We start from the raw sequence: 22,154 nt of genomic DNA on the forward strand, positions 1-22,154 counted from the left end.
GACGTAGGTCCAGGCGGGAAAATGTATGACTTCTGATCCAGAACAGAGACGCAGCGGACGAACCAGCCCGCACGATACAATGCGTCGCGACAGTTTCCTGTCTTCTTCTGGATCGGATCAAGCGCGAGAAGGGCGTTTGGTGGATGCCTTGGCAGCAAGAGGCGATGAAGGACGTGATACTCTGCGATAAGCTAGGGGGAGCCGAGAATAGGCTTTGATCCCTGGATCTCCGAATGGGGCAACCCACCTGACAGCAAGTTATAATAGCCGCGCAAGCGGTGATTTATAACCTGTTGAACCAGGTACTTCTTACCTGAACACATAGGGTTTGAAGAGCAAACCCGGGGAACTGAAACATCTAAGTACCCGGAGGAAAGGACATCAATTGATACTCCCCTAGTAGCGGCGAGCGAACGGGGACCAGCCGAGCCGTGAATGTGACCAGAACTGTTTGGAAAGACAGACCATAGTGGGTGACAGTCCCGTATGGGAAGCATGATCGGACGTATTAAGTAGGGCGGGACACGTGAAATCCTGTCTGAAGATCGGAGGACCACCTTCGAAGGCTAAGTACTCCTTGCTGACCGATAGCGAACCAGTACCGTGAGGGAAAGGTGAAAAGCACCCCGACGAGGGGAGTGAAACAGTACCTGAAACCGAACGCCTACAATCAGTCGGAGGCTCCTCGAGAGCTGACGGCGTACCTTTTGTATAATGGGTCATCGACTTGGTCTCACGAGCAAGCTTAAGCCGATAGGTGTAGGCGCAGCGAAAGCGAGTCTTAATAGGGCGTCGAGTTCGTGGGATCAGACCCGAAACCGAGTGATCTAGGCATGACCAGGATGAAGGTACGGTAACACGTACTGGAGGTCCGAACCCACACCTGTTGAAAAAGGTCGGGATGAGTTGTGCCTAGGGGTGAAAGGCCAATCAAACTCGGAGATAGCTGGTTCTCCGCGAAATCTATTTAGGTAGAGCGTCATCCGAATACCCCGGGGGGTAGAGCACTGGATGGGTAATGGGGCCCCACAGGCTTACTGATCCTAACCAAACTCCGAATACCCGGGAGTACTAGATGGCAGACACACTGCGGGTGCTAACGCCCGTAGTGGAGAGGGAAACAACCCTGACCTCCAGCTAAGGCCCCCAATTCATGGCTAAGTGGGAAAGCAGGTGGGACGACCAAAACAACCAGGAGGTTGGCTTAGAAGCAGCCATCCTTTAAAGATAGCGTAACAGCTCACTGGTCTAATCAAGTTGTCCTGCGGCGAAGATGTAACGGGGCTCAAGCCATGAGCCGAAGCTGAGGACTGCGTATGCAGTGGTAGCGGAGCGTAGTGTGACATAGCTTCATGCCTTCTTCACCTTCTCCGGAAGGTATTGAAGGCTCGAAGCTTTCTGTGAAGCCGGCCTGTGAGGGATCCGGTGGAGAGATCACTAGCGAGAATGATGACATGAGTAGCGACAAAGAGTGTGAGAGACACTCTCGCCGAAAGTCCAAGGGTTCCTGCTTAAAGCTAATCTGAGCAGGGTAAGCCGGCCCCTAAGCCGAGGCCGAAAGGCGTAGGCGATGGGAACCAGGTTAATATTCCTGGGCCAGTGGGATGTGACGGATTGTGAAGGTTGTTCACCCTTATCGGATTGGGTGGGCCGCTAATCAGTCCCAGGAAATAGCCCCACATGAGACCGTACCCTAAACCGACACAGGTGGACTGGTAGAGAATACCAAGGCGCTTGAGAGAACGATGTTGAAGGAACTCGGCAAAATACCTCCGTAAGTTCGCGAGAAGGAGGCCCGGGTTCAAGGCAACTTGGATCCGGGGGCACAAACCAGGGGGTGGCGACTGTTTACTAAAAACACAGGGCTCTGCGAAGTCGCAAGACGACGTATAGGGTCTGACGCCTGCCCGGTGCCTGAAGGTTAAAAGGAGGGGTGCAAGCTCCGAATTGAAGCCCAGGTAAACGGCGGCCGTAACTATAACGGTCCTAAGGTAGCGAAATTCCTTGTCGGGTAAGTTCCGACCTGCACGAATGGCGTAACGACTTCCCCGCTGTCTCCAACATCGACTCAGCGAAATTGAATTGCCTGTCAAGATGCAGGCTTCCCGCGGTTAGACGGAAAGACCCCGTGCACCTTTACTACAGCTTCACACTGGCATCAGGCACAACATGTGCAGGATAGGTGGTAGACTTCGAAGCAGGGACGCCAGTTCCTGTGGAGTCATCCTTGAGATACCACCCTTGTTCTGCTTGATGTCTAACCGCGATCCCTTATCGGGTTCCGGGACCCTGTGTGGCGGGTAGTTTGACTGGGGCGGTCGCCTCCTAAAGCGTAACGGAGGCGCGCGAAGGTTGGCTCAGAGCGGTCGGAAATCGCTCGTTGAGTGCAATGGCAGAAGCCAGCCTGACTGCGAGACTGACAAGTCGAGCAGAGTCGAAAGACGGCCATAGTGATCCGGTGGTCCCGAGTGGAAGGGCCATCGCTCAACGGATAAAAGGTACGCCGGGGATAACAGGCTGATACTGCCCAAGAGTCCATATCGACGGCAGTGTTTGGCACCTCGATGTCGGCTCATCTCATCCTGGGGCTGGAGCAGGTCCCAAGGGTACGGCTGTTCGCCGTTTAAAGAGGTACGTGAGCTGGGTTTAGAACGTCGTGAGACAGTTCGGTCCCTATCTGCCGTGGGTGTAGGATACTTGAGAGGAGTTGCCCCTAGTACGAGAGGACCGGGGTGAACGATCCACTGGTGGACCAGTTGTTATGCCAATAGCAGTGCTGGGTAGCTATGATCGGAAAGGATAACCGCTGAAGGCATCTAAGCGGGAAGCCCCCCTCAAAACAAGGTATCCCTGAGGGCCGTGGTAGACCACCACGTCGATAGGCCGGAGATGTAAGCACAGCAATGTGTTCAGTTGACCGGTACTAATGGCCCGATAGGCTTGATCCGTTCCAGTAGAAATCAGGAACGATCAGAAGTCACTGACGCGGACTGATTGATATCTCTCAAGTTGGATTTTTCCTCGGTCTGGTGGTCATAGCACGAGCAAAACACCCGGTCCCATTCCGAACCCGGAAGTTAAGTGCCGTCGCGCTGATGGTACTGCGGCTTAAGTCGTGGGAGAGTAAGTCGCCGCCAGACCTAGTAAAAATCCAAACACGATGAACAAAAACCCGCCGACCCAAAAAAGGGCGGCGGGTTTTGTCGTTCGGGCCCCTCCCCACGACCCGACCCCAAAACCCAGCAAAGGCCGCTCGCAAGCGACCCGGAAAGGACCAGGCCGCCGGACGGCCATATTGCGATCCATCTCCGAACTTTCCTGGCCCAGCTGGCAGAGAGCACGCGGTTGCATCGGATCCCACAAGTGGGCAAACGCCGTGCCGCCGTTCTGGGCCAGGCGCGGGGGACGACAATTCCCGTCTGGCGCGAATCACTTCAAGCCTAGGTTCAGGCGTGTTTCGGCATGTTAGCGCCCTGAATGCTTTGGGCTTTTCCCGTTGGTATACGTCGGTGCACGATTTTTCGGTGCCCGATTTGCGGCAATCTGTCGGCCTCGCGGCCTGCGAGAGGGCGCAGAGACGGGCGCTTTCCTGTCCTTGCGGAAGGCTAAGCGCCTGACCTGCCTGCACTTCGGTTGAGTCTGTCAATAGATTCACAAGTTAACCGGCTATACGGGAAAGAAATTTACAGATAAAACCTTCATTTACAAAACACTAGAAAGAACTTTTCCCGTTCGTTATCCCTTTGTTGACGTCTGTATGTCTGCGCCAAGAGGAGGCCGCCGCATACGGACCACACGCAGAGGGAGGAGACCCGATGAACGTCGCAATGCCCGCAAGCGGGGTTGTCCCGCCGTCCGAAGAGTTCGTGGCCCAGGCCAATGTCGATCTGGCCACCTACAACGCGATGTACGAGCGTTCCGTCACCGATCCCGAGGGCTTCTGGGCTGAACAGGCCGAGCGTTTGGACTGGATCACCCGCCCGACGACCATCAAGAACACCTGCTTCGATTTCGGCCGCGTCAGCATCAAGTGGTTCGAGGACGGCTTCCTGAACGTCGCCGTGAACTGCGTCGACCGGCACCTGGCCACCCGTGGCGACCAGACCGCCATCCTGTTCGAACCCGACGACCCCGAGGCGCCGGCGCGGCACATCACCTACAATGAGCTGTCGGACAAGGTGAACCGCATGGCCAACGTCCTGCTGAGCCAGGGCGTCATGCGCGGCGACCGGGTGGTGATCTACCTGCCGATGATCCCCGAGGCCGCCTATGCCATGCTGGCCTGCGCCCGGATCGGCGCCATCCATTCGGTCGTCTTCGCGGGCTTCAGCCCCGACGCTCTGGCCAACCGCATCAACGACTGCGGCGCCAAGATCGTCATCACCGCCGACACCGCGCCCCGCGGCGGTCGCCGCACCGCGCTGAAATCCAACACCGATGCGGCGCTGCTGCACTGCTCGGACAAGGTGCGCTGCCTCGTGGTGAAACATACCGGCGACCAGACCAGCTGGGTCGACGGGCGGGACGTGGACCTGAACTATCTCATGTCGCACGCGGCGCCCGACTGCCCGCCGCGCCCGATGAACGCCGAGGATCCGCTGTTCATCCTCTACACCTCCGGCTCGACCGGCAAACCCAAGGGCGTTGTGCACACCTCCGGCGGCTACCTGACCTATGCGGCGCTCACCCATGAGGTGGTCTTCGACTACCATGAGGGCGACGTCTACTGGTGCACCGCTGATGTGGGCTGGGTCACCGGACACACCTACATCGTCTATGGGCCGCTGGCGAACGGCGCGACCACGGTGATGTTCGAGGGCGTGCCTACCTACCCCGACGCCAGCCGCTTCTGGCAGGTGGTGGAAAAGCACAAGGTGAACCAGTTCTACACCGCCCCGACCGCCCTGCGCGCCCTGATGGGGCAGGGGGATGAATTCGTCGAGAAATGCGACCTGTCCTCCCTGCGCCTGCTGGGCACCGTGGGCGAGCCGATCAACCCCGAGGCCTGGAACTGGTACAACGAGAAGGTCGGCCAGGGCCGTTGCCCCATCGTCGACACCTGGTGGCAGACCGAGACCGGCGGCCACCTGCTGACCCCGATCCCCGGCGCGCATGCGACGAAGCCCGGCTCTGCCATGAAGCCCTTCTTCGGGGTGCAGACCGTGGTGCTGGACGCCACGACGGGCGAGGAGATCACCGAGCGCCCCGCCGAGGGTGTGCTGGCCCTGAAGGACAGCTGGCCCGGCCAGATGCGCACCGTCTGGGGCGATCACGAACGGTTCGAGGCGACCTACTTCCAGCAGTACAAGGGGCACTACTTCTCCGGCGACGGCTGCCGCGCGGATGCGGATGGCGATCTGTGGATCACCGGCCGCGTGGATGACGTGATCAACGTCTCCGGCCACCGCATGGGCACGGCGGAAGTCGAGTCGGCCCTGGTCGCGCACCACAAGGTCGCCGAGGCTGCCGTGGTGGGCTACCCCCACGCGGTGAAGGGCCAAGGCATCTACTGCTACGTGACCCTGATGAACGACGTGGAACCCTCGGACGAGCTGGTGAAGGAGCTGCGAGCCTGGGTCCGCAACGAGATCGGCCCGATCGCCAGTCCCGACCTGGTGCAATGGGCGCCGGGCCTGCCCAAGACTCGGTCCGGCAAGATCATGCGCCGCATCCTGCGCAAGATCGCCGAGAACGACTACGGCGCTCTGGGCGACACCTCGACCCTCGCCGATCCGTCGGTGGTCGATGACCTGATCGAAAACCGCAAGAACCGCGACTGAGCGGCGGAGGCAGGACAGATGATGGACGGACAGACACATCCCGCCCCCGACGCCCCCGCCGTGGTGATCCTGCTGGGGCCTCCGGGGGCTGGCAAGGGCACCCAGGCGCGGCTGCTGGAGAAACGCTTCGGCCTGGTGCAGCTGTCGACCGGCGACCTGCTGCGCGACGCGGTGGCCCGCGGCACCGAGGCCGGCCAGGCGGCCAAGGCGGTGATGGATGCGGGCGGCCTCGTCTCGGACGAGATCGTGCTGGCGATCCTGACCGACCGGCTGGGCCAGCCGGACGTGACGCGGGGGGTCATCCTGGATGGCTTCCCGCGCACCACCGGTCAGGCCCGGGCGCTGGATGACCTGCTGACGGCGCGCGCCGCCCGGGTTGATACCGCCATCTCGCTGGAGGTCGATGACGCGGCCATGGTCGACCGGATCTCGGGCCGTTTCACCTGCAAAGACTGCGGCGAGGGCTATCACGACCGGTTCAAGCCGACCAAGGCCGAGGGCGTCTGCGACGCCTGCGGCGGCACCGAGATGGTGCGCCGGGCCGATGACCGCCCCGAGACCGTCGCCGCCCGGCTAGAGGCCTACCACGCCCAGACCGCGCCCCTGGTCGCCTATTACGAGGCGCGCGGCGCGCTGGATCGGGTCGATGCCATGCAGGACATCGCCGAAGTGTCGCGCCAGATGGCCCGGATCGCGGAACGCGTGACGGCCTGAGCTATTTCTGGCCCCGTTCCGCGCTTGCGCGGGCCGGGGTCATTTCAGAACGACTAACCCAATGGAGGAGGTGGGAAATGTCACCCGAAACCGGACGCGACAGCGCGTCGGACGGCAAGGCCTACTGGGCCGCAAACGTGCGCATCATCAAGATCAGCCTGATCATCTGGGCCCTCGTGTCCTTCGGCTTCGGCATCCTGCTGCGGCCGCTGATCTCGGGCATACAGGTCGGGGGCTCCGACCTCGGCTTCTGGTTCGCCCAGCAGGGCTCCATCCTGGTCTTCCTGGCGATCATCTTCTTCTACGCGTGGAAGATGAACAAGCTGGACCGGGAATTCGGCGTCGAGGAGGAGTAAGAGGCCATGGACCAGTTTACCATCAACCTGCTGTTCGTGGGGGCGTCCTTCGCCATCTACATCGGCATCGCGATCTGGGCCCGTGCCGGGTCCACGTCGGAATTCTATGCCGCCGGGCGCGGGGTGCACCCTGTCACCAACGGCATGGCCACCGCGGCCGACTGGATGTCGGCGGCCTCTTTCCTGTCCATGGCGGGCCTCATCGCCTTCGTGGGCTATGACAACTCGGCCTATCTGATGGGCTGGACCGGCGGCTACGTGCTGCTGGCGCTGCTGCTGGCGCCCTACCTGCGCAAGTTCGGCAAGTTCACAGTGTCCGAGTTCATCGGCGATCGCTTCTACAGCCCGACCGCGCGCCTGGTGGCGGTGATTTGCCTCATCATCTGTTCCGTCACCTACGTGATCGGCCAGATGACCGGCGTCGGCGTGGCCTTCGGCCGCTTCCTGGAGGTGGACAACACCACCGGCCTGCTGATCGGGGCCGTGATCGTCTTCGCCTATGCGGTCTTCGGCGGCATGAAGGGGGTGACCTATACCCAGGTGGCCCAGTACATCGTGCTGATCCTGGCCTATACGATCCCGGCGATCTTCATCTCGCTGCAACTGACCGGCAACCCGATCCCGGGCCTGGGCCTCTTCGGCACTGACCTGGCCTCCGGTGAGCCGCTGCTGCAGAAGCTCGATCAGATCGTGACCGAGCTGGGCTTCAACCAGTACACCGCTCATGACGGCGATACGCTGAACCTGGTGCTGTTCACCCTGTCGCTGATGATCGGCACCGCCGGTCTGCCGCATGTGATCATGCGCTTCTTCACCGTGCCCCGCGTGGCCGATGCCCGCTGGTCCGCCGGCTGGGCGCTGGTCTTCATCGCGCTGCTGTACCTGACGGCCCCGGCCGTGGGCGCCATGGCGCGGCTGAACATCACGCAGCAGTTCTGGCCCAATGGCACCGACGCCCAGGCCGTGTCGCTGGAACAGATCGAAACCGACCCGGCCTACGACTGGATGGCCACCTGGCAACAGACCGGCATGCTGGGCTGGGAGGACCTGAACGGTGACGGGCTGATCCAGTACTACAACGACGCAAGCCCTGACATGCAGGAGCGCGCGGCGGCCGAAGGCTGGGAAGGCAACGAACTGAACAACTTCAACCGCGACATCCTGGTGCTCGCCAACCCCGAGATCGCCAACCTGCCCAGCTGGGTGATCGGCCTGATCGCGGCGGGTGGCCTTGCGGCGGCGCTGTCAACGGCGGCAGGTCTTCTGCTGGCCATCTCCTCGGCGGTGTCCCACGACCTGATGAAGGGGCAGTTGACCCCCAACATCTCTGAGAAGGGTGAACTGCTGTCGGCCCGGATCGCCATGGCCGTGGCCATCGCGGTGGCGACCTGGCTGGGTCTGAACCCGCCCGGTTTCGCGGCGCAGACCGTGGCGCTGGCCTTCGGCCTGGCGGCCAGCTCGATCTTCCCGGTGCTGATGATGGGCATCTTCACCAAGGTGAACAACAAGGGCGCCGTGGCCGGGATGCTGGCAGGTCTGCTTCTGACCCTGCTCTACATCTTCCTGCACAAGGGCTGGTTCTTCATCCCGGGCACCAACAGCTTCACCGATGCCGAACCGCTGCTGTTCGGGATCAAGTCGACCTCCTTCGGGGCAGTCGGCGCACTGGTGAACTTCGCGGTGGCCTTCGCGGTGTCGAAAACCACCACGCCGATCCCCGCGCGGATCGAGGATCTGGTGGAAAGCGTCCGCATCCCGCGCGGCGCAGGTGCGGCAGCCGCCGATCACTGATACTCTACCTCCCGCAGGGGGCCGCCACGCGCGGCCCTCTGCCCTTCAGACCCAAGGCCAGATCGAGAGACGCCAGATGGACAGCATCGCCAGTTTCCTCTCCGGCCTGCATCCCTATTCCACGCTGACCCCCGCCGCCCTGTCGGATGTCGCTGCCCGCTTTGAGGCGCGCGACCTGGCGCCCGGCGAGGTGATCTATACCCGTGGCATCCCCGCCCCTGGCCTCTTCATCATCCGCGGCGGCGAGGTGGCGATCCGCGACGCGGCAGGCGCCGAGCTGTCGCGGCTGAAGACCGGCAACTCCTTCGGTGAACGCGGGCTGATGCGCGACGGGATCGCGGCCACGACCGCCGTGGCGCGCACCGGCTGCAAGCTGCTGCTGCTGCCCGCCGACGACTTCCACGCTCTGCGCCAGGCCGAACCCGCCGTCGCCCGCTTCTTCGAACGGGGCGAGGCGCGACGCGCGCCGGAACGCCCTGCGGCGCTGGCCGCCGCCCGCCTCGCGGACCTGATGACGCGCGGGCCGCTGACCTGCGCCCCCGACACCCCCGCGACCGAAGCCGCCCGGATGATGCAGGAGGCGGGCATTTCCTGCCTGCTGGTCACCAAAGGCGATCGGCTGACAGGCATCGTCACCATCCGCGACCTGTCGGGCCGGGTGCTGGGCCGGGGCCTGCCCCCAACCACCCCCGTGGCGCAGGTGATGACGCCCGATCCTCTGACCCTGCCGCCCTCGGCCCTGGGAACGGATGTTCTGCACCTGATCATGGAACGCCGCATCGGCCATGTGCCGGTGGTCGAAGCGGGGCGCCTTCTGGGCATCGTCACCCGCACCGACCTGATGCGGCAACAGGCGGTGACCTCGGGCTGGCTGATTTCGTCCATCGCCGAGGCCGAGGGGGTCGAGCAGATCGCCGCCGCCACCGCCCGCATCCCCGCGATGCTGCTGCAACTGACCGGCGCCGGGAACCGCCACGACGTGATCACCCGGTTGATCACCGATGTGGCCGACGCCGCCACCCGCCGCCTGCTGGTGCTGGCCGAAGAGGCCCTCGGCCCGCCGCCCGTGCCCTACCTCTGGCTGGCCTGCGGCAGCCAGGGGCGGATGGAGCAGGCGGGCGTCTCGGACCAGGACAATTGCCTGATCCTCGATGACGCCGCGCGCGAGGCTGACCTGCCCTATTTCGATGCCCTGGCCGCGCAGGTCACCGAGGGGCTGAACGCCGCCGGCTATGTCTTCTGCCCCGGCGAGATGATGGCCTCCAACCCGCGCTGGCGGCAGCCGCTGTCGGTCTGGCGCAGCTATTTCCAGTGCTGGATCGACCGACCCGTGCCCGAGGCGCAGATGCTGGCCTCGGTCATGTTCGACCTGCGCCCGATCCGGGGGGAGACGGCCCTCTACGAGGCGTTGCACCGCGACACGCTGGAGGCGGCATCGAAGAACTCGATCTTCGTGGCGCACATGATCGCCAACTCGCTGAAGCACCAGCCGCCTCTGGGCCTCTTCCGCTCCATCGCGCGGATCCGGTCGGGCGATCACAAGGACAGCGTCGACCTGAAAATGTCGGGCGTGGTGCCGGTGGTGGACCTGGCCCGGCTCTACGCGTTGATGGGGCGGCTGGAGCCGGTGAACACCCGGGCCCGGATCGAAAGCGCGGCGGGCGGGCCGGTCTCTGCCTCCGGCGCGCGGGATCTGCTGGACGCCTACGACCTGATCGCCGAGACCCGGCTGCGCCACCAGGCGCGGCAGATCCGCGACGGCCAGGCGCCCGACAACTACCTGGTGCCGTCCGAGCTGTCGGATTTCGAACGCGCGCACCTGCGCGACGCCTTCGTGGTGGTGCGCACAATGCAATCGGCCATCGGCCAGGGCCGTGCTACGGTCAGCTAGGGCCGAGGGGGACTAAAGATGTTTTTCGAGATGATCGCCGTGATCGTGGCGGGCTTTGCCGGGGCCGGGATCGCGCTGATCCTGAACAAGGTGACCGGCGGGCGCTTGCCGCGCTGGCTGATGCCAGTGGTCGCGGGGGCGGCGATGATCGCCATGGCGATCTTCAACGAATACGACTGGTATCCGCGTACCGCCAATGGCCTGCCTGACGGGGTGGAGGTGGCAGTAACCGCCGAGGAAAGCGCGCTCTGGCGACCCTGGACGCTGGTGGCGCCCTTCACCTCACGCTTCATCGCCGTCGACACGGGCTCCCTGCGGGAGGTCGAGGGCGAGGCGCCGCTGCGGGTGATCGACATCTACGCCTTCGCCCGGTGGCAGCCGACGCGCGCGCAGCGCGTGGCGGTGGATTGCGCCGGCGGCCGCCGGGCCGACCTGGGAAGCGAGATGCGGCTTGCCGATGAGGCGCTGGCCGGCGCCACCTTTCGCGAGGTGGGGGCGGCGGACCCGGTCGTCGCCGCCACCTGCGCGATATAGGGGCAGGGGATGGATCGGCTCGGCCTGCGCCTGCGCATCGCGCTGTTCTTCCTCGGTCTCGGGCTGGGGGCGCTGGCGCTGCTCGCTCTCGGCCTCTGGGCGGGCTACCGCCACGGCGACGGCGGGCCGCAGGGCTATGTCACCGCCGGGCTGGCGGCGGGGTTTTCCATCGCCGGGCTGGTCGCCGGGGTCTGGTATCTCTTCGATGAAAACCTGGCCCGCCCGATCCAGGGACTGGCCACGGACATGCGCCTGCGGGCGCATGCGGGCACCGGGGGCATCGACACGGCGCAGGCCCGCTACCTGGGCGACCTGGGCCCGGCGGCCAGTGCGCTCAGCCGGCAGTTGGGCGAGGGGGCAATATCGGCGGTGGAGGACCTGGCCGGCGAGGCCCAGCACCTGCGCGGCGAGCGCGAGCGGCTGACGGCGCTGCTGTCGGAGATCCCGCTGGCGGTGATCCTGCTGGATGATGCCGGTCGCCTGCTGCTCTACGACGGGCAGGCCGCCCGACTGCTGGAGGCGCGGCGCCCGCCCGGCCTTGGCCAGCCCCTGTCGCACTGGTTCGACATGGCGGAGGTGGAGCGGGTGCTGGCGGGCCTGGAGCCGGGCCAGAGCGCGCCGATCCGGCTGGCCAGCGCCGACGGCCACGCGGTGCAGGAAGGTGAGATCCGCCGCATGGCCCCCGGCGCGGGCTGCCTGCTGACGCTGGATGCGGGCAGCGCCCATGTGGCGGAACGCCCTCTGGCCTATGATTTCTCTCTGCCCGCCCGCGTGGCCGGGCCCATGCGCGATGCCGACCTGGCCGACCTGACATTCGTGATCTTTGACACCGAGACAACAGGCCTGCTGCCCGCCCGCGATGCGGTGGTGCAGATCGGCGCGGTGCGTGCCATCGGATCACGGTTGATCCCGGCGGAAACCTTCGACAGCTTTGTCGACCCGGGCTGCCCGATCCCCGAAGCCTCGACCCGGATCCACGGGATCACCGATGCCATGGTGGCCGGCGCGCCGCCCATGGCCGAGGCTGGGCGGCGGTTCCTGGATTTTGCCGAGGGCGCCGTGCTGGTCGCGCATAACGCGCCCTTCGACATGGCGTTCCTCGGCCAGCATGCCCGTGCCACCGGCGCCCGCCTGGATCATCCGGTGCTGGATACCGTCCTGCTGGGCGCGGAACTTCTGGGCAGCGACAAGCCCCTGACGCTGGAGGCCCTGGCCGAGCGGCTCGACGTGCCCTTCCCCGAGACCCTGCGTCACAGCGCCCTGGGCGATGCCCAGGCGACCGCGCAGGTCTTCCTGAAGATGTGCCGCCTGTTTGCCGCGCGCGGCCAGACCACGCTGGGAGAGCTGATCGCGGTGCAAAAGGCGCATGGCCGGCTCCTGCCGGATCTCAACCCCGACTGACGCCAAGGGCCTCGCCTCAGCCGTGCTGATGCCGGTTGAACCGCAGGGAGGAGATGAAGGACAGTGCGATGATCGCCGCACCCAGCAGGCCCGTCAGCACCTCGGGGATATGCACGATGCTTTGCGCGAACATGATGACCGCCAGCGCCAGGATCGAATAGAAGGCCCCGTGTTCGAGGAAGCGGAACTGGTTCAGGGTCTGTTTTTCCACCAGCATGATGGTCATCGACCGCACGTACATGGCGCCGATGCCCAGCCCGATGGCGATCAGGAACAGGTTGTTGGTCAGGGCGAAGGCCCCGATCACCCCGTCGAAGCTGAAGGACGCATCCAGAACCTCGAGGTAGAGGAAGGCCCCCAGGCCCCCGGCGCGCGCGGCGCTCTGGATCTCGTCCTCGGCGTCCAGCACATGGGCCAGGGTTTCCACGCACATGAAGACCACCAGCCCCAGCACGGCGGATTTCAGGAAGGTGGCCTGTTCGGCGGTGCCAAGCTGCATGGCAAAGCCCAGCACGACGACCAGGACGATGCCGTAGGTCACCCCCTTGATCGTGCCCATGGACCGCAGGCGTTTCTCGATCCGGTGGATCCAGTCGACCTCCTTCGCCTCGTCCATGAAGAAGGACAGGGCGACCATGGCCAGGAAGGCGCCGCCGAAGGCCGCGATGGACAGGTGGCTGTCCTCCATGATGCGGGCGTATTCCTTCGGCTCGCTGGCGGCCAGGCGCAGCGCCTCGATGGGGCCGACCTTGGCCGCGATAGCGACGATGGCCAGGGGAAAGACGATACGCATCCCGAAGACCGCGATCAGGATCCCCCAGGTCAGGAAGCGTTGCCGCCAGACCGGGGTCATCGTCTTCAGCTTGTTGGCGTTGACGATGGCATTGTCGAAGGACAGCGAGATTTCCAGCACCGCCAGAACGGACCCGATCAGCAGGAAGGACAGCGCCGCGCCCAGGGTGCCGTCATAGCGCCAGCCCAGCCAGAAACTGCCGGCCAGGCCGAGGATGGTGACCAGGAAGGCCCATTTGAAATAGTGGAATGCGGTTGCCATGGGAGATCCTCTCGTCGGGTGTCACGCGGCGCGACCAGTGGCGCGACCGTGGAGCGGTCAGTTGCCGGCCAGGGCCAGGCGGGCGGCGCGGCGGTCGGCCTGCACGTCCGGGTCACTGTCCAGGCCGGCGGCCAGCAGGCGTTGCGTGTAGGGGGCGCAGGGCTGCTCGAAGATCTGCCGCACGGAGCCCTGTTCGACGATTTCGCCGCGCTGCATGACCAGCACCCGGTCCGCGAAGTCGCGCACCACTGGCAGGTCATGGGCGATGAACAGAAACGCGATGCCCAACTCGTCCCGCAGCTTGCCCAGCAGGTCGATCACCTGCGCCTGGATCGACACGTCCAGCGCCGAAACAGCCTCGTCGCAGATGATCAGATCAGGCTCCAGCGCCAGGGCGCGGGCGATGGCGATCCGTTGACGCTGCCCGCCCGAGAACTGGTGTGGATAGCGTTTCGCGTGCTCCGGGCTCAGGCCCACCTGGTCCAGCAACTCCGCCACCCGTTCGGGCCAGCGCGCCTTGGGCAGGATGTCGGGATGGATCACCCAGGCCTCGGAAATGATCTGGAAGACCGACATATGCGGGTTCAGCGATTGCGTCGGATCCTGGAAGACCATCTGCAACTGCCGGCGCAGCTTGCCCATCTGGCGGGGCGACTTGGTCAGCAGGTCCTCGCCCTTCCAGCGGGCCGTGCCGCTGCTAGCCTCCTCCAGCCGCAGCACGAGCCGCGCGATCGTCGACTTGCCCGAGCCGCTTTCGCCCACCACCGCAAGGGTCTCGCCCGCGTGCATGTCGAAGCTGACGCCCTTCAGGGCCTCGAAGCCGCCGTAGTCTTTCTTCAGGTCCCGGACCTCCAGGATCGCCTCCGGGCCGTCCTCCGGTTCGCGCATGGCGCCCTTGCCCGGCGCGGCGGCCAAGAGCTTGCGCGTATAGGGATGGGTGGCGTTGTGATAAAGCTCGCGTGGGGTGCCGGTTTCCACCACCAGACCGCCTTCCATCACCACGGCGCGGTCGGCGGCCTCGGCCACGACGCCCAGGTCGTGGGTGATCAGCAGAAGGCCCATGCCGGTCTCTTCCTGCAGCTCCTCCAGCAGCGACAGCACCTCGGCCTGAACGGTGACGTCCAGCGCGGTGGTCGGTTCATCCGCGATCAGGATGTCGGGTTTCAGGGCCAGGGCCATGGCGATCATCAGGCGCTGGCGTTGCCCGCCGGAGAACTGGTGCGGGTACTTGCCCATCGAGGCGCGCGCGTCGGGGATGCCCACCCGTTCCATCAGCGCCAGCGCGCGGTCATAGGCCTCGGCCTTGCCGCGCCCATGGGCCATGGCGGTTTCAGCGATCTGCCAGCCCACCGGATAGACCGGGTTCAGGTGGCCCAGAGGATCCTGAAAGATCATCGAGATCCGCTTGCCGTTCAGCCGCCGCCGCTCCTCATCGCTGGCCTTCAGCAGGTCGCGCCCCTCGAACAGGATCTCGCCGCTGGTAATCTCACCGGGGGGCATGTCGATCAGGTTCATGATGGCGGAGGCCGAGACGGACTTGCCGCTGCCGCTTTCGCCCAGGATCGCCAGGGTCTCGCCCCGGTCGAGGTGCCAGGAAATGCCGTTGACCGCGCGCACGATGCCCTGTGCCGTGTGGAACTGGACCGAAAGGTCGCGGACCTCCAGAAGGTGATCAGTCATTCTTCTTCCCTCCGATCTCCAGTCGCCAGCGCTGCGTGGGGTTCAGGGCGACGCGCATCCAGCTGGACAGCAGGTTCAGCGACATGGTGGTCAGGATGATCGCCAGGCCGGGCCAGAAGGCCAGCCACCAGGCGTTGGTCAGGTAGGCGCGGCCCTGGCTGACCATCAGGCCCCAGGTGATCTCGGGCGCCTGGATGCCGATGCCGAGGAAGGACAGCGCGCTTTCGGCCAGCATGACGAAGGCGAAATCCAGCGTGGCGATGGTCAGCAACGTGGGCAGGATCACCGGCAGGATGTGGCGGAAGATGATCCGCCGGCGCGAGGCGCCCATGACGGTGGCGGCCTGCACGAACATCCGCTTGCGCACCTCCAGCACCTCGGCGCGGGTGGTGCGCAGGTAGATCGGGATACGGGTGATCGCCAGCACCAGCACCAGGTTCCCGATGGAGGGTGCCAGCATGTAGAGCACGATGACCGCCAGCAGCAGCGAGGGGAAGGACATGATGACATCGGCCAGACGCATGATCACCTCGCCGGTCCAGCGCCCGGCATAGCCCGCGATCAGCCCCAGGGTGGAGCCGATCAGCATGGACCCGGCCACGGCGCCGGCCGCGATCAGCATGGTGTTGCGCGCCGCCATCACGATCCGCGCCAGCAGCGGCCGGCCCAGGGCGTCGCCGCCAAGGATGTAGGCAAAGCCGCGCTCCAGCTCGAACGGGGGGGCGTTGCGGGCGCGCAGGTTGGTGTCCGAGGCCATCTCGGCCAGGAACAACGGCCCCAGAATCGCGCAGAGGATGACGATCACCAGGAAGAGGGCGGACAGAAGCGCCAGCTTGTCAGCCACCAGCATCCGCAGGATGCGGCGCAGGCCGGAGGGACCGCCGGTAACGGGGGCGGCCACGGCGGCCTCGGGCGTCACGGCCTGCTGGTCGGTGGGGCCGGTGGAATGGGTCGTGGAATTGCTCATGTCCGCGCCTCAGGTCCGGATCCGCGGATCGAGCAGCGCATAGGCGATGTCGATCAGGATGTTCATGATGAAGATGGCCACGGCGGTGACCATGATGGCCGCCAGAATGACGTTGAAATCGCGCTGCAGGATCGAATCGATCATCAGCTTGCCGACGCCCGGAAAGCCGAAGATCGTCTCCACCACCACGGCGCCGTTCAGCAGCGCCGCCGCCTGGTCGCCGATCACGGTGATGACGGGCAGCATGGCGTTGCGCAGGGTGTGGACGAAGATCACGGGGCGGTTCTTCACCCCCTTGGCGCGGGCGGTTTTCACGTAGGGAGAGCCGAGCGCGGTAATCATCGAGCCGCGCACCACCTGCAGGATCAGGCCGAAGGGGCGCACGAAGAGGACAGAGATCGGCAGGATCCAGTGCCAGATCGTGCCGGTGCCCGAGGTCGGCAACCAGCCGAAGCTGACCGAGAAGACCACGATGCCGATGATCGCGATCCAGAAATCCGGGGCCGAGGCGCCGATGAGCGACAGGACGGAGGCGAAACGGTCGAAGGGGCGACCGACGTGGAAGGCCGCGACGGAGCCGACGATGATCGCGGCCACCGTCACCAGGGTCATGGTGATCAGCGCCAGCCACAGGGTCCAGACGAAGGCCTCCAGCACCACGTCGATGGCGGGGCGCGCCTTGCGCAGGCTCTCGCCAAAGTCGAGCTGTACCAGGTCCCCCAGGTAGCGACCGAATTGCACGATGACGGGATCGTTCAGCCCGTGGATCTCGCGGAAGTTCTCGCGCATCGCCTCAGAGGCGTCGACCGGCAGGTATAGCGCCGCCGGGTCGCCGGTCAGGCGGGAGAGGAAGAACACCAGCACGATCAGTGCCAGCAGCGAGACAAGGCTCGAAATGGCCCGTTTTCCCAGCATCCCGTTCATGGGCTTCTCCGTCTCAGGGGTCTTTGATTTCAGGGTCTTGGGTCGTCAGGTTAGCTGCGGACGCGCGGGTCACGAGGACCCGCGCGCCGCTTGTCCTGTCCGGCTCAGTTCAGGCCGATTTCCGCCAGCTGCAGCTGGCTATTGGTGGCGATGGTGGGCGTGAAGTCCACGCTGTCACCGACGCGGGCATGGCCGACCATGTGGAACAGCAGCACATCCGCGATCACCTCGTCGTGCAGGTAGCCGAAGAGCTCGGACCACAGCGCCTCGCGCTCTTCGCCGGTGGCGGCGGTGGCCTTCTCGATCAGCTCGTCTGCATGGGCGTCGGAGATGCCCGACTGGCGACCGTCGGAGTGGTACTTGAAGTACATGGAGAAGACCGGGTCACCGCGCGAGTTGTCGTGCTGTGCGCCCACCAGGACCGGCTGGGTGTCGACGTAGGGTTTCGAGTAGTACTGTTCGTGCTCGGCCACTTCGACCATCTGCAGGCGGATGTTGAACCCGACGTCCGACAGCATGGACTGGATCGCCTCGAAGGTCTCGGTGGCGCCGGGGAAGTTGCCGGTGCGGCCCACCAGGAGGATTTCCGTGTCGACCGGCACGCCGTCGGCCTTGGCTTCCTCCAGCAGCGCGGCGGCGCGCTCGGGGTCGTAGGGGCGGGCCTTGGTGTCGGGGTTCCAGCCCAGGGTGGTCGGCACGTTCAGCGCCGTGGCCAGTTCGGTGCCCTCGGCCAGGATGGTGCCGACGAAGGCCTCGCGGTCGATGGCGATGTTCAGCGCCTCGCGCACCCGGACATCATCCAGCGGCGCCATGGATTGGTCGATCCGCAGGTAGGTGGTTTCCGAGTTGGGGTAGGACATGTCCATCTCGGTGGTAGCGTCGATGGCCGAGATCGAGGGCGCAATGTCGGCCTCGCCCGTGGCGATCATCGCCGCGCGCACAGACGGATCGGCGCGGAAGACGTAGTTGGCGGATGCCACCTCGGGGGCCTCGCCCCAGTAGTCGTCGCGGCGTTCCAGGGTGATGCTCTGCCCCGGCGCCCAGTCGGACAGGACATAGGGGCCGGTGCCCACGGGTTCGCGGGTGAACTCGATCGGGGTCTCGGACGGCACGATGGTCAGCAGCGTCATCAGCAGCGGCAGGATCGGCTGCGCGGGATCGGTGGTGAAGTCGATGGTGTGCTCGTCGACCACCTCCGGCGTGATCTCGATGCCTTCGTAGTAGCGCGAGATCTCGCAGGTGATCTGGTCGCTCTGGGCGCGTTCGAAGGAATGCTTCACGTCCTCGGCGTCGAAGGCGCTGCCGTCGGAGAAGGTCACGCCCTCGCGCAGGTGGAAGCGCCAGGTGTCGTCACCCACCATCTCCCAGCTTTCGGCCAGGCGGGGTTTCAGGCCCTCGTCACCGCGCACGTCCAGCTCGGTCAGGGTTTCGCTGATGTTGCCCAGCACGATGCGCCCGATGTTGGAGCGGGTCGCCATGCAGGGTTCGACCAGGTCCGGTTCCTCGCCCAGAACGATGGTCACGCCCGCGTCCTGTGCAAAGGCAGGGCTGAGCGCGGTGGTCGCCAGCATGGCCCCTGCCATGAAAATGGTTCTCTTCATTTCTTCCTCCCTGAGGCCGGTGGCCTCTCCTGCGGGGCGCGTCCCGGCCCCTTGATGCGTGCCGTCGGGCGAACCGCGGCAAGACCGCCTCCCGCGGCCTCTGCGACTCTGGATATTGGTAAAGTTGGAAAGCCTTGTCAAACCTCAATGCGTGTCAGGCTCCAAAATCACTATAAGCTACTATTTATATGAGTTTAATTCGTTGCCTTGTTACCGGTGTTTGGGCCCGTTGTTGTCAAAATCATTTCACAACTTGACAACTTGTGTGCCGATCTGCTCACTTGTCACCTGACGAATTGAGGGAGGAGGTCTGGCATGACGCCGGAGGAGATCGCCAGCAGGATGGACGGCGCGCTGGGCGCGCGGCCCGATGGGCAATGGGCTATCCTGCCCGCCGAGACAGTGCAGAATCACGCGGCCTTCCTGGCCCGACTGCCCGACGGATCCCTGGCCTGCGCCTGGTTCGGCGGCACGCTGGAAGGCAAGTCCGACATTTCCGCCTATGCCTGCCTGCTGGAGGAGGGGGCGGACCGCTGGGGGCCCGCTGCACGGCTGACCGAGGATCCGGACAGGTCGGAGCAGAACCCGGTGATCTTCGCCGCGCCCGACGGGGGCCTTTGGCTGTTCAACACGGCGCAGCCGGCGGGCAATCAGGATGAATCGCGGGTCTACCTGCGCCCGCTGCGGCGCGAGGGCGATCGGCTGGCATCCGGCGCGGCGCGCGATACCGGTCTGCCGCCCGGGACCTTCATCCGCGCGCGCCCCTTTGTGCGCGACGATGGCGCCTGGGTGCTGCCGCTCTTCCGCTGCAACCCGCGCCCGGGCATCCGCTGGACCGGGGCCTTCGATACCGCTGCCATCGGCATCAGCCGGGAGGGCGGCCAGACTTGGCAGGTTGAGGAGGTGCCCGACTCGCCCGGTGCCGTGCACATGACGCCCGTCTCCCTCGGCGGGGACGAAATGGCGGCCTTCTACCGTCGTCGCCAGTCCGATTTCGTGCACCGCTCCGAAAGCCATGACGGCGGGCGCAGCTGGTCCGCGCCGGCGCCGACAGACGTGCCCAACAATAACAGTTCCATCGGCGTGGCGGCCTTGCCGGATGGTGTCCTGGCCATGGTCTGCAACCCGACCTCCGCCGCGCAGTCCGGCGCACGCCGCGCCTCCCTATATGATGAGCTGGAGGAGCAGGATGATCGCCCCGAGGCGGTCGAGGGCTGTGAGCCGATCTGGGGCGTCGAGCGCGCGCCGCTGGCCCTGTGCCTGTCCGCTGACGGCGGGCGGACCTTCCCGGTTCGCTATGTCGTGGAGGACAGCGAGGGCACCTGCCTCAGCAACAACTCCCTGGACGGAAAGAACAAGGAGCTGTCCTACCCGGTGATCCTGCCCCGCGCCGATGGCGGGCTCGACATCGCCTATACCCTTTATCGCCGGGCGATCCGGCACGTGCGCCTGGCGCCCGAAACGGTTGCCGATCTTGTCCAACAGCTTGCCGGAAAGGAGTGAGCCATGTCTTCCATGGATCGCCTGATCACCATTCATCAGCCCCGCCGGCTTGAAATCGGCGTGGGGGCTGCGGCCAAGGTGGGCGAGGCCGTCCGGGCCGTCCGCCCGCTGGTCATCGCCAGCGGCCCGACCGCGCAATATGTCGACCGGCTGGGCCTGTCGGGTGAGGTGCTGGTCATCGACGACGTACCGCCCGAGCCTGATCTGCCCGCCCTCGAGGCGGTGCTGGAGCGCGCCCGCGCCTTCGGCCCCGACCTTATGGTGGGGCTGGGCGGCGGGTCTGTCCTCGACATCGCGAAGCTGGTCGCAGTGCTGTGGGATGGCGACCAGACCCTGCGCGACGTGGTGGGGCCGAACAAGGTGGCGGGCCGTCGCGTGCCGCTGATCCAGGTGGCCACCACCGCCGGCACCGGGTCCGAGGCGGGCATCCGTGCGCTGGTGACGGATCCCGAGACCAAGTCGAAGCTGGCCGTGGAAAGCCCGCACATGATCGCCGACCTCGCGGTGCTGGACCCCGAACTGACCTATTCCGTGCCGCCTGCGGTCACTGCCGCCACTGGCGTCGACGCCATGGCGCATTGCGTGGAGGCCTTCACCAACATCAAGTCCCACGACCTGATCGACGGCTACGCGCGCATGGGGATCAACCTGGTGGGCAAGTACCTGAAGCGCGCGGTCGAGGATGGTCGCGACAGCGAGGCGCGGGCGGGGATGATGCTGGCTTCCTACTACGGTGGTATCTGCCTCGGCCCGGTGAATACTGCCGCCGGACATGCGCTGTCCTACCCGCTGGGCACCCGGCTGTCGCTGCCGCACGGGTTGGCCAACGCGATCATCTTCCCGCATGTGCTGGCCTTCAACCAGCCGGTGGCGCCCGAGAAGACGCAGGAGGTGGCCAGGGCTCTCGGTCTGGGTCAGGCCGGATCGGTTGAGACGCTGAAGGAGGCCGCCGTCGGTTTCTGCCGTGATCTGGGCATCGAGATGCGCCTGTCGCAGCATGGCGCGGCCGAAGGCGACCTGGGGCTTTTCGCGGAAGAGGCCCATGCCATCCGCCGCCTGATGGACAACAACCCCCGCGACATGAGCGTGGCGGACGTTCACGGGATCTACCGCGACGCTTTCTGACAGGGTGACGGAGCGCGCGTCGCGGCAGGCGGCGTCCCGAAAGGGGCGCCGCATTTGCGTTCAGGTCGTCACATGGAGAGGTCGAGCATCCCGCCGCCGAACAGCCGTTCGCGCGAATGGGTGACATGGGCGCGCATGACGGCGCGGGCGGTCTCCGCCTCGCCGTCGCGGATCGCCTCGAAGATCGCGCGGTGTTCGCCCAGCACGTGTTCCAGCGCCGCCGCCCCGTCGGACATCAGGGCATCGCCGTGCATCTTCATGCCGACGTAGATGTGGTCGCGCAGGGCCTTCAGGGTTTCGGCGTAATACTGGTTGTTGGTGGCGCGGGCGATCGCCAGGTGAAAGGCGAAATCCGCGTCTTCGCGGTGCAGGCGCGATCCCGTGGCGTCCGACAGCAGATCCAGCGCCTCCAGCATCTCGTCCAGCACGGCCTGGTTGCGACGCTGCGCGGCTAGGCCCGCGGCGTCGACTTCCACCGTCAGGCGGAACTCGTAGCAGCGCTGGATGTCGGCGATGGTTTCCACGGGCGTGTAGCCAAGGGCGGCCTCGCGTTTCACCCGGACGAAGTTGCCGGCCCCCTGGCGCGACACGATCAGCCCCTCGCCGCGCAGCTGTTCCAGGGCCGCGCGCAGAACCGGGCGCGACACGCCGTATTGCACCGACAGGTCCTTTTCCGCCGGCAGCTTTTCGTTGGCGCCGTAGTCCCCGCGCGAGATCCGCTGTTTCAGCGAGGTGTAGACTTTCTCCGACAGGGAGGTGCGCCCGCCGCGGGCCGGGCCGCCATCCTGCGGGGAATTGTTGTGCTGGTCCATCGTCCTGTTCCTTCCTGCCTG

At 65.4% G+C, this 22,154-nt stretch carries 15 protein-coding genes and 2 rRNA genes; 11 read left to right on the forward strand and 6 right to left on the reverse strand.

What is annotated here, in order from left to right; all coding sequences use genetic code 11:
* The first annotated feature begins 115 nt into the window (after positions 1 to 115).
* The 9 genes from CVM50_RS10920 to CVM50_RS10960 all read left to right on the forward strand — a co-directional run bounded on the left by CVM50_RS10920 (position 116) and on the right by CVM50_RS10960 (position 12,467).
* A 23S ribosomal RNA gene (locus CVM50_RS10920) occupies positions 116 to 2,948 on the forward strand.
* A gap of 77 nt (positions 2,949 to 3,025) precedes the next feature.
* Positions 3,026 to 3,140 (forward strand): 5S ribosomal RNA (rrf, locus tag CVM50_RS10925).
* A gap of 675 nt (positions 3,141 to 3,815) precedes the next feature.
* A complete protein-coding gene (gene acs / locus CVM50_RS10930; protein WP_085889298.1) occupies positions 3,816 to 5,780 on the forward strand; it encodes an acetate--CoA ligase in 1,965 nt (654 codons plus the stop codon).
* 21 nt (positions 5,781 to 5,801) lie between these two features.
* Complete coding sequence (locus CVM50_RS10935; RefSeq protein WP_085889497.1) at positions 5,802 to 6,494, forward strand: adenylate kinase; 693 nt, start codon at positions 5,802 to 5,804, stop codon at positions 6,492 to 6,494.
* A gap of 77 nt (positions 6,495 to 6,571) precedes the next feature.
* A complete protein-coding gene (locus tag CVM50_RS10940) occupies positions 6,572 to 6,850 on the forward strand; it encodes a DUF4212 domain-containing protein (RefSeq protein WP_085889299.1) in 279 nt (92 codons plus the stop codon).
* Positions 6,851 to 6,856: 6 nt separating this feature from the next.
* On the forward strand, positions 6,857 to 8,641 hold the full coding sequence (locus tag CVM50_RS10945; protein ID WP_085889300.1) for a sodium:solute symporter family protein: 1,785 nt from the start codon (positions 6,857 to 6,859) through the stop codon (positions 8,639 to 8,641).
* 76 nt (positions 8,642 to 8,717) lie between these two features.
* On the forward strand, positions 8,718 to 10,532 hold the full coding sequence (locus CVM50_RS10950) for a DUF294 nucleotidyltransferase-like domain-containing protein (RefSeq protein ID WP_085889301.1): 1,815 nt from the start codon (positions 8,718 to 8,720) through the stop codon (positions 10,530 to 10,532).
* A gap of 18 nt (positions 10,533 to 10,550) precedes the next feature.
* Positions 10,551 to 11,066 (forward strand): hypothetical protein, encoded by a 516-nt coding sequence (locus CVM50_RS10955; RefSeq protein ID WP_085889302.1) that lies wholly within the window; start codon positions 10,551 to 10,553, stop codon positions 11,064 to 11,066.
* Between the two features lie 9 nt (positions 11,067 to 11,075).
* The gene (locus tag CVM50_RS10960) at positions 11,076 to 12,467 is read left to right on the forward strand and encodes a 3'-5' exonuclease (RefSeq protein WP_085889303.1); all 1,392 of its coding nucleotides are present in this window, start codon (positions 11,076 to 11,078) and stop codon (positions 12,465 to 12,467) included.
* 16 nt (positions 12,468 to 12,483) lie between these two features.
* Here the strand turns inward: CVM50_RS10960 and CVM50_RS10965 are convergent, their stop codons facing one another.
* The 5 genes from CVM50_RS10965 to CVM50_RS10985 form a co-directional block, all read right to left on the reverse strand.
* On the reverse strand, positions 12,484 to 13,521 hold the full coding sequence (locus CVM50_RS10965) for a DUF475 domain-containing protein (protein WP_085889304.1): 1,038 nt from the start codon (positions 13,519 to 13,521) through the stop codon (positions 12,484 to 12,486).
* Between the two features lie 57 nt (positions 13,522 to 13,578).
* The gene (locus tag CVM50_RS10970) at positions 13,579 to 15,201 is read right to left on the reverse strand and encodes an ABC transporter ATP-binding protein (RefSeq protein ID WP_085889305.1); all 1,623 of its coding nucleotides are present in this window, start codon (positions 15,199 to 15,201) and stop codon (positions 13,579 to 13,581) included.
* Entirely contained in the window at positions 15,194 to 16,168 is a 975-nt protein-coding gene (locus tag CVM50_RS10975) for an ABC transporter permease (RefSeq protein ID WP_085889306.1), read from the reverse strand. Before CVM50_RS10975 ends, CVM50_RS10970 begins: the two co-directional genes overlap by 8 nt.
* A gap of 9 nt (positions 16,169 to 16,177) precedes the next feature.
* The gene (locus CVM50_RS10980; RefSeq protein ID WP_085889307.1) at positions 16,178 to 17,092 is read right to left on the reverse strand and encodes an ABC transporter permease; all 915 of its coding nucleotides are present in this window, start codon (positions 17,090 to 17,092) and stop codon (positions 16,178 to 16,180) included.
* Positions 17,093 to 17,196: 104 nt separating this feature from the next.
* Positions 17,197 to 18,693 (reverse strand): ABC transporter substrate-binding protein, encoded by a 1,497-nt coding sequence (locus tag CVM50_RS10985; protein ID WP_085889308.1) that lies wholly within the window; start codon positions 18,691 to 18,693, stop codon positions 17,197 to 17,199.
* 315 nt (positions 18,694 to 19,008) lie between these two features.
* Here CVM50_RS10985 and CVM50_RS10990 point away from each other — a divergent pair, with 315 nt between their 5' ends.
* A complete protein-coding gene (locus CVM50_RS10990; RefSeq protein WP_085889309.1) occupies positions 19,009 to 20,196 on the forward strand; it encodes a sialidase family protein in 1,188 nt (395 codons plus the stop codon).
* Positions 20,197 to 20,199: 3 nt separating this feature from the next.
* A complete protein-coding gene (locus CVM50_RS10995) occupies positions 20,200 to 21,321 on the forward strand; it encodes an iron-containing alcohol dehydrogenase (protein WP_085889310.1) in 1,122 nt (373 codons plus the stop codon).
* A 68-nt stretch (positions 21,322 to 21,389) separates the two neighbouring features.
* Here CVM50_RS10995 and CVM50_RS11000 read toward each other — a convergent pair whose 3' ends face one another.
* On the reverse strand, positions 21,390 to 22,133 hold the full coding sequence (locus tag CVM50_RS11000) for a FadR/GntR family transcriptional regulator (RefSeq protein WP_085889311.1): 744 nt from the start codon (positions 22,131 to 22,133) through the stop codon (positions 21,390 to 21,392).
* Between the last annotated feature and the right edge of the window lie 21 nt (positions 22,134 to 22,154).

The sequence above is a fragment of the Pseudooceanicola marinus genome (assembly GCF_002786295.1).
Lineage (GTDB): Bacteria > Pseudomonadota > Alphaproteobacteria > Rhodobacterales > Rhodobacteraceae > Pseudooceanicola > Pseudooceanicola marinus.

Bases quoted from the DNA above. Each gene is read 5' to 3' on its own strand.
- acs (WP_085889298.1), top strand. From the start codon at position 3,816: ATGAACGTCGCAATGCCCGCAAGCGGGGTTGTCCCGCCGTCCGAAGAG.
- CVM50_RS10935 (WP_085889497.1), top strand. From the start codon at position 5,802: ATGGACGGACAGACACATCCCGCCCCCGACGCCCCCGCCGTGGTGATC.
- CVM50_RS10940 (WP_085889299.1), top strand. From the start codon at position 6,572: ATGTCACCCGAAACCGGACGCGACAGCGCGTCGGACGGCAAGGCCTAC.
- CVM50_RS10945 (WP_085889300.1), top strand. From the start codon at position 6,857: ATGGACCAGTTTACCATCAACCTGCTGTTCGTGGGGGCGTCCTTCGCC.
- CVM50_RS10950 (WP_085889301.1), top strand. From the start codon at position 8,718: ATGGACAGCATCGCCAGTTTCCTCTCCGGCCTGCATCCCTATTCCACG.
- CVM50_RS10955 (WP_085889302.1), top strand. From the start codon at position 10,551: ATGTTTTTCGAGATGATCGCCGTGATCGTGGCGGGCTTTGCCGGGGCC.
- CVM50_RS10960 (WP_085889303.1), top strand. From the start codon at position 11,076: ATGGATCGGCTCGGCCTGCGCCTGCGCATCGCGCTGTTCTTCCTCGGT.
- CVM50_RS10965 (WP_085889304.1), bottom strand. From the start codon at position 13,521: ATGGCAACCGCATTCCACTATTTCAAATGGGCCTTCCTGGTCACCATC.
- CVM50_RS10970 (WP_085889305.1), bottom strand. From the start codon at position 15,201: ATGACTGATCACCTTCTGGAGGTCCGCGACCTTTCGGTCCAGTTCCAC.
- CVM50_RS10975 (WP_085889306.1), bottom strand. From the start codon at position 16,168: ATGAGCAATTCCACGACCCATTCCACCGGCCCCACCGACCAGCAGGCC.
- CVM50_RS10980 (WP_085889307.1), bottom strand. From the start codon at position 17,092: ATGAACGGGATGCTGGGAAAACGGGCCATTTCGAGCCTTGTCTCGCTG.
- CVM50_RS10985 (WP_085889308.1), bottom strand. From the start codon at position 18,693: ATGAAGAGAACCATTTTCATGGCAGGGGCCATGCTGGCGACCACCGCG.
- CVM50_RS10990 (WP_085889309.1), top strand. From the start codon at position 19,009: ATGACGCCGGAGGAGATCGCCAGCAGGATGGACGGCGCGCTGGGCGCG.
- CVM50_RS10995 (WP_085889310.1), top strand. From the start codon at position 20,200: ATGTCTTCCATGGATCGCCTGATCACCATTCATCAGCCCCGCCGGCTT.
- CVM50_RS11000 (WP_085889311.1), bottom strand. From the start codon at position 22,133: ATGGACCAGCACAACAATTCCCCGCAGGATGGCGGCCCGGCCCGCGGC.